The sequence below is a fragment of the Roseobacter sinensis genome, assembly GCF_025755255.1.
Taxonomy (GTDB): domain Bacteria; phylum Pseudomonadota; class Alphaproteobacteria; order Rhodobacterales; family Rhodobacteraceae; genus Roseobacter; species Roseobacter sinensis.
Window position 1 is genome coordinate 145,405 of sequence record NZ_JALIEB010000012.1, and the last position, 16,506, is coordinate 161,910.

15 protein-coding genes are annotated in these 16,506 nt (G+C 65.2%); 6 read left to right on the forward strand and 9 right to left on the reverse strand.

Features of this window, described 5'->3' with window-relative positions; all coding sequences use genetic code 11:
• Positions 1-95 precede the first annotated feature (95 nt).
• The 6 genes from MUB52_RS17225 (at position 96) to MUB52_RS17250 (ending at position 7,040) form a co-directional block, all read left to right on the forward strand.
• Entirely contained in the window at positions 96-1,118 is a 1,023-nt protein-coding gene (locus tag MUB52_RS17225) for a substrate-binding domain-containing protein (protein ID WP_263845479.1), read from the forward strand.
• Positions 1,119-1,252: 134 nt separating this feature from the next.
• On the forward strand, positions 1,253-2,575 hold the full coding sequence (locus MUB52_RS17230; RefSeq protein WP_263845480.1) for a sugar ABC transporter permease: 1,323 nt from the start codon (positions 1,253-1,255) through the stop codon (positions 2,573-2,575).
• An 11-nt stretch (positions 2,576-2,586) separates the two neighbouring features.
• Positions 2,587-3,348 (forward strand): ATP-binding cassette domain-containing protein, encoded by a 762-nt coding sequence (locus MUB52_RS17235; protein WP_263845481.1) that lies wholly within the window; start codon positions 2,587-2,589, stop codon positions 3,346-3,348.
• Positions 3,349-3,351: 3 nt separating this feature from the next.
• The gene (xylB, locus tag MUB52_RS17240; protein WP_263845482.1) at positions 3,352-4,791 is read left to right on the forward strand and encodes a xylulokinase; all 1,440 of its coding nucleotides are present in this window, start codon (positions 3,352-3,354) and stop codon (positions 4,789-4,791) included.
• Complete coding sequence (xylA, locus tag MUB52_RS17245; protein WP_263845483.1) at positions 4,788-6,092, forward strand: xylose isomerase; 1,305 nt, start codon at positions 4,788-4,790, stop codon at positions 6,090-6,092. Before xylB ends, xylA begins: the two co-directional genes overlap by 4 nt.
• A 12-nt stretch (positions 6,093-6,104) precedes the next feature.
• Positions 6,105-7,040 (forward strand): glucokinase, encoded by a 936-nt coding sequence (locus tag MUB52_RS17250; RefSeq protein WP_263845484.1) that lies wholly within the window; start codon positions 6,105-6,107, stop codon positions 7,038-7,040.
• A gap of 19 nt (positions 7,041-7,059) precedes the next feature.
• Here MUB52_RS17250 and MUB52_RS17255 read toward each other — a convergent pair whose 3' ends face one another.
• The 9 genes from MUB52_RS17255 to MUB52_RS17295 form a co-directional block, all read right to left on the reverse strand.
• Entirely contained in the window at positions 7,060-8,967 is a 1,908-nt protein-coding gene (locus MUB52_RS17255) for a beta-galactosidase (RefSeq protein ID WP_263845485.1), read from the reverse strand.
• Entirely contained in the window at positions 8,964-9,824 is an 861-nt protein-coding gene (locus MUB52_RS17260; RefSeq protein WP_263845486.1) for an SMP-30/gluconolactonase/LRE family protein, read from the reverse strand. Before MUB52_RS17260 ends, MUB52_RS17255 begins: the two co-directional genes overlap by 4 nt.
• On the reverse strand, positions 9,821-10,426 hold the full coding sequence (locus MUB52_RS17265; protein WP_263845487.1) for a 2-dehydro-3-deoxy-6-phosphogalactonate aldolase: 606 nt from the start codon (positions 10,424-10,426) through the stop codon (positions 9,821-9,823). The genes MUB52_RS17260 and MUB52_RS17265 overlap by 4 nt, the downstream gene beginning before the upstream one ends.
• Positions 10,423-11,328, reverse strand: coding sequence for a 2-dehydro-3-deoxygalactonokinase (locus MUB52_RS17270; RefSeq protein WP_263845488.1), 906 nt, complete (start codon positions 11,326-11,328; stop codon positions 10,423-10,425). Before MUB52_RS17270 ends, MUB52_RS17265 begins: the two co-directional genes overlap by 4 nt.
• Positions 11,329-11,331: 3 nt before the next feature.
• Complete coding sequence (locus MUB52_RS17275; protein ID WP_263845489.1) at positions 11,332-12,102, reverse strand: SDR family NAD(P)-dependent oxidoreductase; 771 nt, start codon at positions 12,100-12,102, stop codon at positions 11,332-11,334.
• 31 nt (positions 12,103-12,133) lie between these two features.
• Positions 12,134-14,218 (reverse strand): alpha-galactosidase, encoded by a 2,085-nt coding sequence (locus MUB52_RS17280; RefSeq protein WP_263845490.1) that lies wholly within the window; start codon positions 14,216-14,218, stop codon positions 12,134-12,136.
• On the reverse strand, positions 14,215-15,063 hold the full coding sequence (locus tag MUB52_RS17285; RefSeq protein ID WP_263845491.1) for a carbohydrate ABC transporter permease: 849 nt from the start codon (positions 15,061-15,063) through the stop codon (positions 14,215-14,217). The genes MUB52_RS17280 and MUB52_RS17285 overlap by 4 nt, the downstream gene beginning before the upstream one ends.
• Before the next feature lies 1 nt (position 15,064).
• Positions 15,065-15,433 (reverse strand): MmcQ/YjbR family DNA-binding protein, encoded by a 369-nt coding sequence (locus MUB52_RS17290; RefSeq protein ID WP_263845492.1) that lies wholly within the window; start codon positions 15,431-15,433, stop codon positions 15,065-15,067.
• 64 nt (positions 15,434-15,497) lie between these two features.
• The gene (locus MUB52_RS17295; RefSeq protein ID WP_263845493.1) at positions 15,498-16,424 is read right to left on the reverse strand and encodes a carbohydrate ABC transporter permease; all 927 of its coding nucleotides are present in this window, start codon (positions 16,422-16,424) and stop codon (positions 15,498-15,500) included.
• Between the last annotated feature and the right edge of the window lie 82 nt (positions 16,425-16,506).

The following is a 16,506-nucleotide window of genomic DNA, read 5'->3' on the forward strand; positions in this document are numbered from 1 at the left end:
TTGACAGCTGAATTAAAACAGTCAATCCTTTTGCGCATGCCGATCTTGAAAACAGGCATGAACAGTCAACAGAACTGTCCCTACGGGAGGATACAATGAAGAAGATGATGATTACGGGCCTGGCCATCTCGGCAGCCCTCAGCACAGCGGCGTTCGCCCAGGACCTCACGGTTGGCGTGAGCTGGTCGAACTTCCAGGAAGAGCGTTGGAAAACCGATGAAGCGGCGATCAAGGCAGCTCTCGAAGAAGCGGGTGCCAGCTATATCTCCGCCGATGCCCAGGCCTCCGCGGCCAAGCAGCTGACGGATGTGGAGGCGCTGATCGCCCAGGGCGCCGACGCGCTGATCATTCTTGCCATGGATAAGGACGCCATCGGCCCCGCCGTGGACAAGGCCGATGCAGAAGGCATCCCGGTTGTGGGCTATGACCGTCTGATCGAGGACGACCGCACCTTCTATCTGACCTTCGACAACAAGGGCGTGGGCCGGATCATCGCCGAGACCGTGGTGGCCGCACAGCCCTCGGGCAACTTCGCGATCATCAAGGGCGACAAGGGTGACCCGAACGCGGGCTTCCTGCTCGAAGGCATGATGGAAGTGATCGGCGACAAGGTCGACGGCGGCGAGATCAAGATCGTCGGTGAAGCCTTCAGCGATGGCTGGAAGCCCGACAACGCCCAGAAGAACATGGAGCAGATCCTGACCGCGAACAACAACGAGATCGACGCGGTTCTGTCGCAGAACGACGGTATGGCGGGTGGCGTGATTGCCGCGCTCTCCGCGCAGGGCCTCAACGTGCCGGTTGGCGGCCAGGACGGTGACCACGCTGCACTGAACCGCGTGGCCCGTGGCGAGCAGACCGTCTCGGTCTGGAAGAACTCGCGCGAGCTTGGGGCCGCTGCGGCTGAAATTGCCGTGGCGCTGGCCAACGGGACCGCGATGGACGAGATCGACGGCGCCGTGAAATGGTCCGGCGGTGAGAAAGGCGTCGAGATGACCGCCATCTTCCTCGAGCCGACACCGATCACCAAGGACAACCTCGGTGACGCGATCGCGGCCGGTCACATTGATCAGGCCAAGGCCTGTGCGGGCGCCCTGGACGGCGTCAACGGCTGCTGACCTGAAGCGATCTGCCGGGCGCCCGAGGTGGCGCCCGGCCCATTTTCGAACTTTCTAAACGGCCAGATGTGCAGACGCCCGCGTGATCTCGACGCGGCTCGCAGACGCACATCTCGTGAGGGGCGCGCTGAACCATGACCGATCAAACGACGCAATCACCCGGCACCAGCACATCGAGCGGCGGCGTGATCGCCCGCTTTATCCGCGAAACCGAGCTCGACACCCGCCTTCTCGGCATGCTCGGCGCCCTGGCGATCATCTGGATCGGTTTTCACCTCTACGGGCAGATCGTCAACGGCTTCGGTGCGTTCCTGACACCGCGCAACCTGTGGAACCTCTCGGTCCAAACCGCCTCGATCGGGATCATGGCCACGGGCATGGTGCTAGTGATCATCACCCGCCACATCGATCTCTCGGTGGGCTCCATGCTGGGCTTCTGCGCCATCATCATGGGGGTCGTGCAGGTCAACATCCTGCCGCAGTTCCTGGGCCTGGGTCACCCGATGATCTGGGTCATCGCCGTCATCGTCGGCATCCTCTGCGGCAGCTTCATCGGCGCGTTCCACGGCGCGCTGATCGCCTACGGCAAGATCCCCGCCTTCATCGTGACCCTGGGCGGTCTGCTGGTCTGGCGCGGCGCCGCCTTCCTCGTGGCCCGCGGCGAGACGATCTCGCCGGTCGATCCCACCTTTGCCCTGATGGGCGGCGGGCCTTACGGCGCCATCGGCGCCACCGGCAGCTGGATTGTCGGGCTGCTCGGCTGCGCCGCCGTCCTGGGCCTCATCGTGATGGGTCGGCGCAAACGCAAGATCTTTCACATCGCGCAGCGTCCGATCTGGGCCGAGAGTTTTCTGGCCCTTGTCGGCTGCGGCGCCGTCATCGGGGCCGTGTTGCTGGTCAACGCTTACCCCTGGCCGCGGGGCATCGTGCGCCGCTACGCCGAAGCCGAAGGGATCACCGTGCCCGAGGGCGGGCTTTTCATCAGCCACGGCTTTGCCATCCCGGTGCTGATCCTCGTGGGGGTCGCGATCTTCATGACCATCCTGATGTCGCGCACGCGCTTCGGCCGCTATGTCTATGCCATCGGCGGCAACCCCGAGGCGGCGGAGCTTGCGGGCATCAACACCCGCTGGATGACGGTGAAGATATTCGCGCTGATGGGCGCGCTTACCGGCCTCTCGGCTGTGGTGGCCTCCGCGCGTCTGGGCTCGGCCACCAACGCGCTTGGCACGCTGGATGAGCTCTACGTGATTGCCGCCGCCGTCATCGGGGGCACCTCGCTCGCCGGCGGCGTGGGCACGATCTATGGCGCCATCCTCGGTGCGCTGGTCATGCAATCGTTACAAACGGGTATGGTGCTCATCGGCTTTGACGCCGCCATCCAGCAGGTTGTCGTCGGCTCGGTGCTCGTGCTGGCCGTCTACCTCGACATCCTCTATCGTCGCAAATCCAAGTGAGGGGCCGGACCATGACAGACACATCGCAAACCCCGCTCGTCCAGCTCAAGGACATCTCGATCTCCTTCGGTGGCATCCGCGCCGTGGACCACGTGAGCCTCGATCTCTATCCCGGCGAAGTCGTGGGCCTTCTGGGGCACAACGGGGCGGGCAAGTCCACGCTGATCAAGATCCTGTCGGGTGCCTATCAGAAAGATGGCGGCGAGATCTGGATCGAAGGCAAGAAGGTGGACATCACCAGCCCGCGCGATGCGCGGGACTACAACATCGAGACGATCTACCAGACGCTTGCGCTGGCCGACAATCTCGATGCGGCCTCGAACCTCTTTCTGGGGCGCGAGCTGGTGACAGCAACCGGCTTCGTGGACGATGCGAAAATGGAGAGCGAGACCGCCAAGATCATGGCGCGGCTCAATCCCAACTTCCGCAAGCTGAAGGAGCCGGTGAGCGCGCTCTCGGGCGGTCAGCGCCAATCGGTCGCCATTGCCCGCGCGGTCTATTTCAATGCCAAGATCCTGATCATGGACGAGCCAACTGCGGCGCTTGGCGTGCACGAAACCCAGATGGTCGCGGACCTCATTCAGGAGCTGAAGAAACAGGGCCTCGGCATCTTCCTGATCAGCCATGACACCCGCGAGATGCTGGAGCTGTGCGACCGCGTCTCGGTGATGAAGAACGGCAAGCTGGTGGGCACCGAGCGGGTCGAGGATGTGACCGAGGACGACATCCTGAGCATGATCATCATGGGTAAGAAGCCCGACAAAGCGGCCTAGGCGATGTATCTCGGGCTCGATCTTGGGACCTCCGGCCTGAAGGCCGTGCTGATCGATGCGGATCAGCGGCTGGTGGCGGAAGCCACCGCGCCGCTGACGGTGCAGCGGCCGCACAGCGGTTGGTCCGAGCAGAATCCGGCAGAGTGGCTGGCGGCGACGGAAACGGCGATGACCGCGCTGGCGGGGCAACACACCCTCGATGCCGTACAGGGCATCGGGCTCAGCGGCCAGATGCACGGCGCCACGCTGCTGAATGCAGCGGGCGATGTGCTGCGACCCTGCATGCTGTGGAACGACACGCGCAGCCATGTGGAGGCCGCCGCCTTCGACGCCGACCCGCAGTGGCGTAGGGTCACCGGCAATATCGTCTTCCCCGGATTCACCGCGCCGAAGGTGGATTGGGTGCGTGTGAACGAGCCGGAGATATGGGGCAAGACCGCCAAGATCCTGTTACCCAAGGACTATCTGCGGCTCTGGCTCACGGGTGAGGCTGTCTCCGAGATGTCCGATGCCGCCGGAACCAGTTGGCTCGACACGGGCGCACGCGACTGGTCCGACGTGCTGCTCGGGGCCTCGGGGCTCGACCGGGATCACATGCCGCGCCTTGTGGAAGGCGCCGCACCGTCGGGGCAGCTGCGCGATGCGCTGGCCGACCGCTGGAGCCTGCCGAAAGGCGTCGTGGTTGCGGGTGGGGCAGGGGACAACGCCGCCTCTGCCGTCGGCATGGGGGTCGTGAAACCGGGGCAGGCCTTCCTGTCACTCGGCACCTCGGGCGTGCTCTTTGCCGCCAGTGCGGCTTACCAGCCCGATGCGCCCTCTGCCGTGCACACCTTCTGCCACGCGCTGCCCGACACCTGGCACCAGATGGGCGTGATCCTCGCCTGCACCGATGCGCTGAACTGGTACGCCAGCCTCGTGCAATCCGACGCGGGCAGCCTGACCGCCGATCTCGGTACGCTGCAGGCGCCGGGCGAGACGCTGTTCCTGCCCTATCTCGGCGGCGAACGCACCCCGCACAATGATGCCGCTGCACGCGGCGCCTTCCTCGGCCTTGGCCACGCAACCGATCGCGCGGCCGGCACCCGCGCCGTGCTCGAAGGGGTCAGCTTCGCCTTCCGCGACAGCCTCGATGCGCTGCGCAGCACCGGCACCGAGATCGACACGCTGGTCGCCGTCGGCGGTGGCAGCAAATCCGACTATTGGCTGCAGGCCTTGGCAACACTGCTGGAGATGCCGATTGACCTGCCAGAAGCAGGGGATTTCGGCGGTGCCTTCGGGGCGGCGCGGCTGGGGCTGATGGCCGCGACCGGCGCGGGCACCGAGATCGCCACGCCCCCGGCCACCGCCCGCAGCATCGCGCCTGATCCGGCCCTGACGCCGGCATTCCTCGACAAGCACCAAAAGTACCGCGCCGCCTATGCGGCCCTCAAGGAGGCTCTATGACCGACTTCTTCGCTGGCATCTCGCCCGTCAAATACGCTCCGGACGCGCCGGCGGAAGACCTGGCCTTTCGCCACTACAACGCCGATGAGATGATCGCGGGCAAGCGCATGGAAGATCATCTGCGGTTTGCCGTCGCCTGGTGGCACAGCTTTGCCTGGCCGGGTGGCGACCCCTTCGGCGGGCAGACCTTCGAGCGCCCGTGGTTCGGCGACACCATGGAATTGGCACGGCTCAAGGCGGACGTCGCCTTTGAGATGTTCGCGATCCTCGGCCAGCCTTACTATTGCTGGCACGACGCCGACGTCCGCCCGGAGGGCGCCACATTCGCCGAGAGCAAGCGCAATTTCGAAGAGATCATCGACTATATTGGCGAGAAGATGGAAGGGCAGGGCACCAAGCTGCTCTGGGGCACCGCGAACCTCTTTTCGCACCGCCGTTTCATGGCCGGAGCCGCGACCAACCCCGACCCGGAGGTCTTTGCCTGGTCCGCCGCCACGGTGAAGAACTGCATCGACGCGACCCACAAGCTCGGCGGTGAAAACTACGTGCTCTGGGGCGGGCGCGAGGGGTACGAGACCCTGCTCAACACCGACCTGAAACGTGAGCGCGCGCAGGCCGGGCGCTTTTTGCAGATGGTGGTCGACTACAAGCACAAGATCGGTTTCAAGGGCGCGATCCTGATCGAGCCCAAGCCGCAGGAGCCCACCAAGCACCAGTACGACTACGACGTTGCCACGGTCTATAGCTTCCTCAAGGAGTTCGGCCTTGAGACCGAGGTGCAGATGAACATCGAACAGGGCCACGCCATCCTCGCAGGCCACAGCTTCGAGCACGAGTTGGCCATGGCCGCCGCGCTTGGCATCTTCGGCTCCATCGACATGAACCGCAATGACTATCAGTCCGGCTGGGACACCGACCAGTTCCCCAACAACGTGCCCGAGGTCGCGCTGGCCTATTACGAAGTGCTGAAGGCGGGCGGATTCACCACGGGTGGCACAAACTTCGACGCCAAGCTGCGCCGCCAGAGCCTCGACCCGAAAGACCTGATCGCGGCCCATGTGGGTGCTATGGACATCTGCGCGCGTGGCCTCAAGGCGGCCGCGGCGATGCTGGAGGACGGCGGCCTTGAAGCGGCCCGCGCTGCACGTTATGCGGGTTGGGACGATGCGACCGCCCAGACCTGGCTGACCTCGGCGTCGCTCGATCAGATCGAAGCGCAGGTGGCCGGTGGCGGCATCGATCCGCAGCCGCGCTCCGGTCAGCAGGAGATTCTGGAGAATTACGTCAGCCGCTTTGTCTGAGGGCACCGATCCATGGCCTTAATCCTCGCCGATGTCGGAGGCACCAACGTCCGCTTCGCCAGCGTTGCGGAGCGGTCCGCCGTGCCGGCGCAGATCCATCGGTTTCAGAACGATGATTATGCAAGCTTCGACGCCGCGCTGGAGGCCTATCGCGCGCAGATCGGGCTGGGTGCGGCCTCGGCGCTGAGCGTGGCTGTTGCCGGCCCCGTAACCGACCGCAAGGCCCGGCTCACCAACCGCAACTGGGAACTCTGCACCGAGGCGCTGGCCCGCGCGCATGGTTTTGAACGGGTCTATCTGCTGAACGATCTCAGTGCGCTGGGCTATGCGCTCGACAGTCTCGATGCGGACGGTCTGGCGCCGGTTCTGGACAGTGGCGCACCGCCCAACGGTGCAGATCAGCGTCTTGTCGTGGGTGTTGGGACCGGGTTCAACGTCAGCCCGGTGCTGAGCTTTGGGGGCACATCGGTCTGCCTGCGGGCAGAGGCGGGGCTCGGCAGCCTGCCCTCACGCGTGGTGCGCCTTCTGGAAGACTATGTGGGGGGCGCCGCACCGTGGGTCCGCTGCGCCGAGGATGCGGTCCGCGGTCCCGGGCTCGCTGAGCTGCATGCCGCGGCAACGGGCCAGCCGAAGATCGACGCGCGCGATGTCATCGCCGCCGCCAACACCGGAGACGCGGCGGCCGAGGCCTCGGTCAAGGTCTATGCACGGATGTTGGGCGAGCTCGTGCTGGATTTGCGGCTGCTCTACATGCCGCAGGGTGGGATCTTCATGGCAGGGTCGGTGGTGCGCGGCTTGCTCGACAGCCCCGCGCGCGACACCTTCATTGACACCTTGCGGGCGCCCGCCTCGGTGAAATCGTCGCTGGCCCCGGTGCCGGTCTCCCTGATCACCCAGGACGAGGCGGCGTTGCGCGGCTGCCTGGCCTTCGCGAGAGCTTTGGGCTGATCAGCGCAGCCGCGCGCCGTCAGCTCTCTGAAATCACCCACCAGTCGACGCCGGCTGCCGGAATGGTTTTCCCTTGGAATTCAATGAGCTCTGGCCCGTAGTTGAACGCGAACCGATGCGTGGCCGTATCCCGAAGCCGTAGCCCTTCAGGCAAGGTCTGCGCCGGCAGGCCCGCCTCTTTCGCCAGCCCGTGCACGACCCGCTCCCACAGCTCCGCATCGGGCCAGGCGCCAAGGTAGTGCATCCGGCCGTTGCCCACCAGCACAGGCTGCCCGGTGTCCGCCTCGAGCAGCGTATCGGCGCTGCCATCAAGGTCTTCGACCCAGTGCTGCACCGCTCCGCCCCCCAGAACCGCCCGCGCCACATAGGGCGGCAGGCTTTCCACGCGTGTCGCCGTTACATCGAGGCCGGGCAGCGCGGGGCCCATGGGGTTTGGTATGCGCAGCTCCTCCGTCACGGCATTGCTGCGCGGCCCGACCAGCGCCACCGTCTCTTGCAATGCGGCCGCAAGCGCCGGAGGCAGAGTGGCCAGCCCCGGTGCCAGCACCAAGGCGTAGCCCGAGAGATCGGTTGTGGTCGAGGGCACGATATCAATCGACAGGCCACAGCGCCGCAGGGCGCGGTAGGCATCGAGCATCAGTCGGAAATAGCTGAAGTCCGCACCTTGCGGCAGTGTCGCCCAGGCCCAGTCGGAGGGGTAGTCGAAGACCAGTGCTACCGGCGCCTGCTGCGGCGCAATGTCCGGCATCTGGGCAATCTCGCGGCCGACTTGCGCGGCTTCGGCGAGCCCCGGTGCGGGGGCATTGTCGGGGCGTTTCAGCCCGGCGTGCATCTGCTCCTGTGCGAAAGGCGCTTGCCGCCAGCGGAAGTAGCTCACCACTTCGGCCCCATGCGCAAAGGCCTCCCAGCTCCAGAGCCGCACCATGCCGGGCAGCGGGGCGGGGTTGTGGGGCGCCCAGTTCACCGGTCCGGGCTGCTGTTCCATCACCCACCAGCGGCCGTCGCGACCGACGGCGCGGTAGAGGTCATGGTGGAACGCCTGCATGTCCGGGTCGCCCTGCTGCAGGTAGCGCGCCTTGTGCTCTGCCGTGCCTTCCAGCCGGTCCGAGAGGAAGCCAATCGGGTAGCTGTCCCAGCTGGCGATATCGATCGAGGCGCCCACCTCGAAATGGTCGAAATCCAGCACCCGACCCATGTAGTTGTGTATCAGCGGCGCCTCGGTGCGGGCACGGAGCGCCGCCACCTGGACCTCGTGATAGGCGACAACCTGATCGGAGGAGAAGCGTCGGAAGGCCAACTCGTGGCTGGGGTTCGGCTGCGTTACGGTGAGGTTGGGCAGGTCGATCTCGTCGAAACTCCGGTACTCCATCGACCAGAAGACATTGCCCCAGGCCTCATTCAGGGCTTCGATGTCGCCATAGCGCTGCGCCAGCCACGCGCGGAACGCGACGCGGGCGGCGTCGGAGTACGACAGGATCGTGTCGTGGCACCCATATTCATTGTCGATTTGCCAGCCGTGGATGCGCGGATCACGCCCATAGCGGTCGCCCAGCACCTCTGCAATCGCGCCGCTGGCCTCCCGATAACCTGCATGGCTGAAGCAATAGTGCCGCCGTGAGCCGAACCCGCGCGGGTGGCCCTGTGCATCCACGGCCAGCATGTCGGGGAAGCGGTCGAGCATCCAGCGCGGCGGGGTGCAGGTGGGTGTACCGAGCACGATCTTGAGCCCTGCGCTGCTGAGCACGTCAATCGCGCGATCCAGCCAGTCGAAGTCGAAGCGTCCCGGCTCGGGTTCGATCCGGCTCCAGGCAAACTCACCGATCCGCACCCAGGAGATACCCGTTGCAACCATCTCGGCAGCATCCTCAGCCCACATCTCCTCGGGCCAGTGTTCGGGATAGTAGCAGGCACCCAACGCGCGGTTCATAAGATCACCTGTGGCTCCGGGAGGCCCTGTGCGATGTTCGGCACCGCAAAGGTTTGACCGTTTGGGCTTTGATCATGCGCCACGTCTGCGGGCAAGCCCTGCCGCGCGCTGGTGACGTAAAGCGTGCGGAATTCCGCACCGCCAAAGGCGGGGCAGGTGGCATGCAGCGCCGGCACCGCAACGTCCCGCAGGAAAGTCCCATCCGGCGCATAAGCGGTCACGCGCGCCGCCCCCCATTGCGCGATCCAGATCGTGCCATCCTTGTCCACCACTGCGCCATCCGGGTGCAACGCGTCGGCCGAGAGGTCAAGAAACACCTGCGGGTCGCCGTCTGGCCAGCCGTTGCGGTCAAGCGCTGCGCGCATCACCCGCTGTGTCGCGGTATCGGTGAAATAGGCGCAGCTTCGATTGGGCGCAAAGCAAATCGCATTCGAAATGGTGATGCCCGGCACCAGCTTGCGCAACTGCCCCTGATAGAAGCGATAGATCGCACCGGCGCCCGGTTCGGCGTTGCGCCCCATCGTGCCGATCCAGAACCCGCCCCAGGGGTCTGCGCGCCCATCGTTAGAACGGGTCACGGCGTTGTTCCGCTCCAGCCCGCAGATCTGTGTCTTGCTGCCGTTTCGCAGGTCAAACCGCCAGAGCCCGCTCGCGGAGGCGATGAGCAGTGTGTTGTCATCGACCCAACCTGCAGCGGAGACGGGCTCGTCAAACCGCCACTCCAGCGGACCCGAGGCATCACGGCTCAGAAGCCGGTGCCGCATGATGTCGAACCAGAAAAGCTGCTGTCGCTCCGGGTGCCAGAGCGGGCCTTCGCCCAGGATACAGCGTCGGTCGTCGAAGACCTCAGCGCTCATCCGACCGCCTGTTGGTAGGCCTCGACGATCTTGGCGGCGCGCGTGGCCACATCCGCAGCGCTCATACCCGGTTGGTAGAGGGCTGAGCCGATGCCAAAACCGTCAGCGCTGGCCGCGATCCATTCGCCGAAATTCTCCGGCCCCGCGCCGCCCACGGCATAGACCAGCGTGCCGCTGGGCAAGATCGGGCGCATCGCAGCAAGCCCGGCAGTACCCGCCATTGCGCCGGGAAAGAGCTTGAGCCCATCGGCCCCGGCCTGCAGGGCGGTGAAGGCTTCGGAGGGCGTGAAGACGCCCGGCCAGCTCTGCAACCCGTGCGCCTTGGTGGCTTTGATCACCTCTGCATCGCAATTGGGTGAGACGATGAGCTTGCCGCCGACCTCCGCGACGGCGTTCACTTCGTCCACGGTCAGCACCGTACCCGCGCCGATCAGTGCCTGGTCGCCGAAGTCGCGGGCCAGTGCGCCGATGCTCTCCAGCGGATCGGGCGAGTTCAGCGGCACTTCGATTTGGCGAATCCCAGCGGCGATCAACGCCTCGCAGACGGCGGGCGCTTCGGCGGGCATGATCCCGCGCAGAATGGCGATGAGGGGCAGGGTCATGTCAGGGCCTTTGCGTTGCGATAGGCGGCCGTGAGCCCGGCCAGCGTTGCTTTTTCCGTGTCGACGAGCATCGCCTCGATGCCCTGTTGGCGCAGGGCCTGTCCGTAGGCGCGCGCCTGATCGCCCATGCCGAGAATGGCGATGTTTTGGCCCAGCCAATAGGGGCGCGCCGCGGCAAGCTCCGCACCGATCAGCAGGCCGGAGAGCGTGGCGCGTGTCACCGGTGCCCCGGTGCCGTGCAGCAGGTTGCCCGCACGCAGGCCAAAGAGCCGGGCAGCGAGCGCTTCGGGTTTGGACATCGCATCGCTCACGGCGGCGGCAAAGGCCTCTGCATCCCAACCGTCGCCACCCAACGAATGCCGCAGAACCGAGTGCGCGCTGATCAGAGCGAAGAGCTCCCCACTCATGAAGGTCTGGAAGCTGACGACTTCGCCGGCGCTCAGATGCACCCATTTGGTGTGGGTACCGGGCATGCAAAGCACCCCGTCCCAGCCGGGGTTGAGCGCAAGAAAGCCCGCCACCTGCGTCTCTTCCCCGCGCATCACGTCGGCGGGGGCACTCTGGGAGAGGCCCGAGACGACACGGACGCTTAGATCACCGGTCGTGGGGGCCGTGGTCAACTTTTCGGCCAGCGGGGTGCAGGGCACGCTGCGATAGGGCGCTTCGACCCAGCCCTGGCGCGAGCCGACCATGCCGCAGGCGATCACGGGCACCGGCCCGGCCTCCAGCCAGCCTGAGATCAGCGCCATCAGCGCTGGCTCAAACCCGTCGGAGGCCAGCTTGCCCATGCCGTCATCAGAGTCCGCGCGGGCCAGAACCGTAGCGCCCTGCATCGCATAGGCGCGCAAATTGGTGGTGCCCCAATCCACTGCGATCCAGTCCGGTGTCACGCGCTCTGCCATAGCCTATCCCGTGGTCACGACGCCGCCGTCGACGACCATGCATTGCCCCGTCATCATCTTGCTGGTGTTCGAGGCGAGAAACAGCACCGCATCGACCACGTCCTGCGGTTCCAGATGGGTCTTCAGGCACTGCCGCTCCAGATGGGCCGCGAGCCCCTCGGGCGTGGCCCATTTGTCGAGTTGCTTTTCGGTGAGCACCCAACCTGGGGCCAGTGCATTCACGCGAATGCCGTCGGGGCCCAACTCGCGCGCGAGGCTTCGGGTCATCGCGGTGATGCCACCATTCGCCGCCGTATAGGCTGGATAGCCTGCGTTGCCCATCATGTAGCTGATCGAGCTGAAGTTGATGATTGAGCCCGAACCACGCGCCTGCATGGCCGGTGCCACGGCCTGGGCGGCGAAGAAATAGGCCTTCAGGTTCACCGCCATGAGGAAATCCCATTCCTCCGGTGTGACGTCCTTCCAGCTGTGGCGTTTGTCATTGGCAGCATTGGAGACCAGCGTGTGGATCGGCCCGTGCGCCTCGGCGGCCTCAGCGATGCTGCGCTGAAGGCCTTCGGTATCGGTGATGTCGCCCTGAAAGAACAGCGGGCGCACCCCGTGCTTCGCCTCCATCTCATCGACAAAACCGCTGGCGTCCGAACGCCCGATGAAGGCGACCTTGGCGCCCTGCGCCAGAAACCCGTCCGTCAGGTCCGCCCCGATGCCGGAGCCGCCGCCGGTGATGTAGATCGAGGCCCCGTCGAGGTCGTGGAACGTTGCTGTCTTGGTCATGAGGACACCTCTTCTGCCGTGTGCGAAAGGGTCATAGCCGTTTGCCCTCCAGCACCCATAGGGTTTCGGGATAACTCCAGGGCAGGGCGATCCCATTGTGCATCAGCGCCGCCCCGGTCAGCGTAAGCGGCCCTTGTTTCAGGGCCGGGCTGCCACGCGACAGCTCGGTGGCCTCATGCCGGTTGCGCAGGCTGATCTCGTAACGCGCGTCCGGGTCCAGCCGGGTGAGCCGCAAGGGGCGCGGCGCGATCTGGCGCGAGGAGCCAGATTTGCCCGCAAAGATCACGAACTGGCTGCCATCACGGGTCATCTGCTGCTCGGCGATCACCGACGTATCTGTCGCATCGAGCCGCAGGATATCGGCGCCGTACATCCAGTCGCGGTTGGCCTTCCACCAAGTCGTGACATCGCGCAGCACCGCGGCCTCGTGCTCGGTCAACTCGCGCGGGTCCATCTCGAAGCCCAGGTGCCGCTGCGCGGCAACCCAGGCGCGGAAAGAAATGTCCAGAATCCGCCCCGAAGTATGGCATTTGCGCGGCCCCACGTGGCTGCCGGTCACGGCGGCGGGCAGGAAGAGGGCCGCATTGTGCTGCATATGCAGTCGCTCCAGCGCGTCGTTGCTGTCGCTGAGCCAGACCCGCTGGGTGCGGCTGAGGATGCCGAAATCGATGCGCCCGCCGCCGGAGGCACAGCTTTCGATCTCCACATCCGGGAAATCGGCGCGCAGCCGGTCGATCAGCGCGTAGGAGCCGCGCGTCTGTGTCGCATCCGGCGCGGGCAGCACGCGGTTGTGGTCCCATTTGATGTAGTCGATGGGATGCGCATGCAGCAGCGCAGAGATTCGCCCGTAGAGGAACTCGCGCACCTCCGCCAACCCCATGTTCAGCGCCTTCTGCTGCCGTCCGAGGATCTGGTCTTCAGCCCCCAGCGCCCAGTCGGGATGGGCGCGGTGGATGTTGCTGTCGGGGTTGATCATTTCCGGCTCGAACCAGATGCCGAACGCCATGCCTTGCCCATGCACATGGTCGATCAGCGGCCCCAGCCCGTCGGGATACTTGCGCGGGTCCACCTCCCAATCGCTGAGCGACGAGGTATCGTCGTCCCGCTGCCCGAACCAGCCGTCATCCAGCACGAAGCGCTCCGCTCCGAGGTCTGCGGCCCGCGTTGCGATATCTTTCAGCACCGGCAGGTCGTGGGCGAAATAGACGGCTTCCCAGCAGTTGTAATGCACCGGGCGCGGGCGGCCCGGCTTCGTCCAGGTCACGATCCGGTCGCGCAAGTGGCGCTGGAACGACACCGCGCAGCCGTTGAAGCCATCCGACGAATAGACCGCATAGAGCGGCGCTGTGCGGAACTCCGTGCTGGGGGCGGTCTCCATTCGGGCCGCGTGCCCGAACTGAATCTGCCGGCGGCCATCGGGCAGCTCTTCGGCGATCATCCGGTGCCCGCCGGACCAGCCGTAGTGGAAGGCAAATGCCTCACCGCTCGCATTCGTCGCCCCGCGGCAGGGCACGATCAGCCCCGGGAAATGCTCATGCCCTGTCCGCCCTGTGCGGTTCTCGCGATAGCGGATGCCAGGCGACCAGGCCGTGCGGTTGAGCTGGAACTCTCCGCACCAGCGCCCGGCCACATCGATCATCTCGTCCGATTGCTGCGGCGCGGGCAGCACGGGAGCCGCGAGCCAGTGCAGGTGCAACGGCCGGTCGGAATTCACCCGCGCCGAGAGCGCAATCACATGGGTGTCCGGGTCCAGAGCGAACTCCGCCGTATAGGTCAGCCGGTTCGCCGTGTCCTCGCAGATCACGGTCAGATGCTGCTCCGCCTCAACGACGTCTTTCAGCTTGAATGCGGGCAGCAGCGGCGCACCATCGCTGTCGCGCACGATCAGCCCCGGTTGGCCGGGGAAGGTGTGCGAGGCTTCCGGACAGATCGAGAGGTCCGGGTTCTCGTCCAGCATGCCACCGGTGACATCCAGAGCCACCGCCGCCGTCAACTGCCCCAGATCCTCCCCCTCGGGCAGCGGAGGCCCCCAGTAGATCACCTGGGGGCTGCGTCCGCCTGTCGAGGCAAGAACCATGGTCTGGCGATCATCGTCCAGACGCCAGTGTGTTGTCACTTTACGGCCCCCAGGGTCAGACCGGCAATGAAGTGTTTCTGCATCAGGAAGAACATCAGCACAGGGGGCAGGGCGGCCACGATCGAGCCCGCGCTCATCAGGTGATAGGCGGCGCGGAACTGTGCATTGAAACTTGTAATCCCAGCAGTGACCGGCTGGCTCTCTGGCCCTTGGGTCAGCACCACAGCCCAGAAATAGTCGTTCCAGATGAAAGTGAAGATCAGCACGCTGAGCGCGGCAATCGCGGGCTTCATCAGCGGGATGACCACATACCAGAAGATCTTCCACTCGGCGATGCCCTCGACCCGTGCCGCCTCGATCAGCTCATGCGGCAGGGCGCGGATAAAGTTGCGCATGAAGAGCGTGCAGAACCCGGTCTGAAACGCGATGTGAAAGAGCACAAGTCCGGTCTTGGTGTTGTAAAGCCCCATGTCGAGCGTCAGGTCGCGCACCGGCACCATGAGGATCTGGAAGGGCACGAAGTTACCCGCGACGAACATGAAGAAAATCCAGATGTTCGACTTGAACTTGTAGACGCCGAGCGCAAAACCCGCGAGGCAGCTGAGCGCCACCGCGCCGATTACCGTCGGTACCGTGATCAGGACCGAATTCAGCATGTAGCGCGGCATGTCGGAGTTGAAGAACACCTGCCCGTAGTTGTTGAACATCTCGAAGGAGGAGGGCAGGCCCCAATAGTTGCCTTGGGTGAAATCCACCGCCGGCTTGATCGAGAAGACCGCAACGGCGATCAGTGGCAAGAGCCACATGATCAGGGCAAGAGGCAGAAGCGACTGATAGGTCAGCTGCCAGGAGCGCGGGGTTTTTTCAATCGGTGTCGGAAACATCTCAGCACTCCTCGGGCAGCGGCGGCAGGGCGGCCTGCGCCTTCTTCGTCAGCCCGCTTCGAATGGTTGTGTAGGAGACGGCCACGCGATGCTTGGCCTCATCCGGATCCAGCGTTGGCAGGTCCAGCCGCACCCAGGCCCCCCGGAAATAGGCGGGCTTGCCGGCGGCCCCGCTTTCGATCAGCATCTGCGCCATCTCGGTATCCGCGCAGCGCACCACAACGTGGTCGTCATTGGTGGCCCGCTGATCGGTATGCCCGAAACAGGCGAACATCTTGCCGCCGACCTTCCAGGCATCGAGTTCGCCGGGCCCGGAGAGCACGGCGCCCGGATGCACCGCGCAAAGCGCATCGAAATCCGTCCGGGTCATGCGTACACCCCCGTCACCCGTCCGAAAATACTCCCGCCGGAGGCGGCCGCACATCTCGACACGCTCATCGGCCCTTCTCCTCGGACCACATGGACCACAGGAAGTAGGCGATGAAGACCAGCATGATCAGGAAGAGCACCACGGCGATCGCCGCACCGTACCCCATGCGGAAGCCGTATTCAGACAGCGCCTTTTCGAACATGTAGAAGCTGAGCACCCGCGTCTGGCCGAAAGGCCCGCCGTTGGTCATGATTGAGATGAGGTCAAAGCTCCGCAGGGCGCCGATGATGGTCACGACAAAGGCGATGAAGGTGGCAGGGCGAAGCTGCGGGATGATGATGTACCACAGCATCCGCCAGCCCTTGGCGCCATCCAGCCGCCCCGCTTCGATCTGCTCGGGGTCCACGGCGTTGAGACCGGTCAGATAGAGGATCATGCAATAGGCCGTCTGTGGCCAAAGCCCGGCGGCGATGATGCCATAGGTCGCCAGCGTCGGGTCGCCCAGCACGTTGACCGGGCCGAGCCCGAAGACGCCCAGAAGCCCGTTCAGCAGCCCCTCATTCGGCAGGTAGAACCAGGAAAACACCAGGCCGACAACGACTTGAGACAGCACGAATGGGAAGAAGAACAAAGACTTGTAGATGCGAATGCCCGTAACAGTCTGATTCAGGAAGAGCGCGATGAACAGGCCGCCCGGAATCGCCAGCAGATAGAAAAGCAGCCACTTGAGGTTGTTCCACAGCGAGACCTCGAAGGCGCTGTCGTCCATCAGCTCGACGTAATTGGCCATGCCCACGTAGCGCGCCTCGCCCAGACCGTCCCAGTCGTAGAAGGAAATCTGGATCGACTGGAAGATCGGCGAGATCACGTAGACCAGGAAGAACAGGATCGCGGGCGCCAGGAACAGCCAGGGGGTCACGGCGATCTCGTTGCGCTTGTACCAGCCGCGGGCCGGTGCGGCGGTCTGGGGAACAGCTGGGGCGTTGGTCATGATCGGCCTCCTGAGGAGCGTGCCGCTGCGGCGGCATCATGGGCCCTCGCGAAACGCTCGGGCGGGGGCTCGGGGGGGCGGG

Coding starts and splice junctions, on each gene's coding strand:
- MUB52_RS17225 (WP_263845479.1), top strand. CDS start 96: ATGAAGAAGATGATGATTACGGGCCTGGCCATCTCGGCAGCCCTCAGC.
- MUB52_RS17230 (WP_263845480.1), top strand. CDS start 1,253: ATGACCGATCAAACGACGCAATCACCCGGCACCAGCACATCGAGCGGC.
- MUB52_RS17235 (WP_263845481.1), top strand. CDS start 2,587: ATGACAGACACATCGCAAACCCCGCTCGTCCAGCTCAAGGACATCTCG.
- xylB (WP_263845482.1), top strand. CDS start 3,352: ATGTATCTCGGGCTCGATCTTGGGACCTCCGGCCTGAAGGCCGTGCTG.
- xylA (WP_263845483.1), top strand. CDS start 4,788: ATGACCGACTTCTTCGCTGGCATCTCGCCCGTCAAATACGCTCCGGAC.
- MUB52_RS17250 (WP_263845484.1), top strand. CDS start 6,105: ATGGCCTTAATCCTCGCCGATGTCGGAGGCACCAACGTCCGCTTCGCC.
- MUB52_RS17255 (WP_263845485.1), bottom strand. CDS start 8,967: ATGAACCGCGCGTTGGGTGCCTGCTACTATCCCGAACACTGGCCCGAG.
- MUB52_RS17260 (WP_263845486.1), bottom strand. CDS start 9,824: ATGAGCGCTGAGGTCTTCGACGACCGACGCTGTATCCTGGGCGAAGGC.
- MUB52_RS17265 (WP_263845487.1), bottom strand. CDS start 10,426: ATGACCCTGCCCCTCATCGCCATTCTGCGCGGGATCATGCCCGCCGAA.
- MUB52_RS17270 (WP_263845488.1), bottom strand. CDS start 11,328: ATGGCAGAGCGCGTGACACCGGACTGGATCGCAGTGGATTGGGGCACC.
- MUB52_RS17275 (WP_263845489.1), bottom strand. CDS start 12,102: ATGACCAAGACAGCAACGTTCCACGACCTCGACGGGGCCTCGATCTAC.
- MUB52_RS17285 (WP_263845491.1), bottom strand. CDS start 15,063: ATGTTTCCGACACCGATTGAAAAAACCCCGCGCTCCTGGCAGCTGACC.
- MUB52_RS17290 (WP_263845492.1), bottom strand. CDS start 15,433: ATGACCCGGACGGATTTCGATGCGCTTTGCGCGGTGCATCCGGGCGCC.
- MUB52_RS17295 (WP_263845493.1), bottom strand. CDS start 16,424: ATGACCAACGCCCCAGCTGTTCCCCAGACCGCCGCACCGGCCCGCGGC.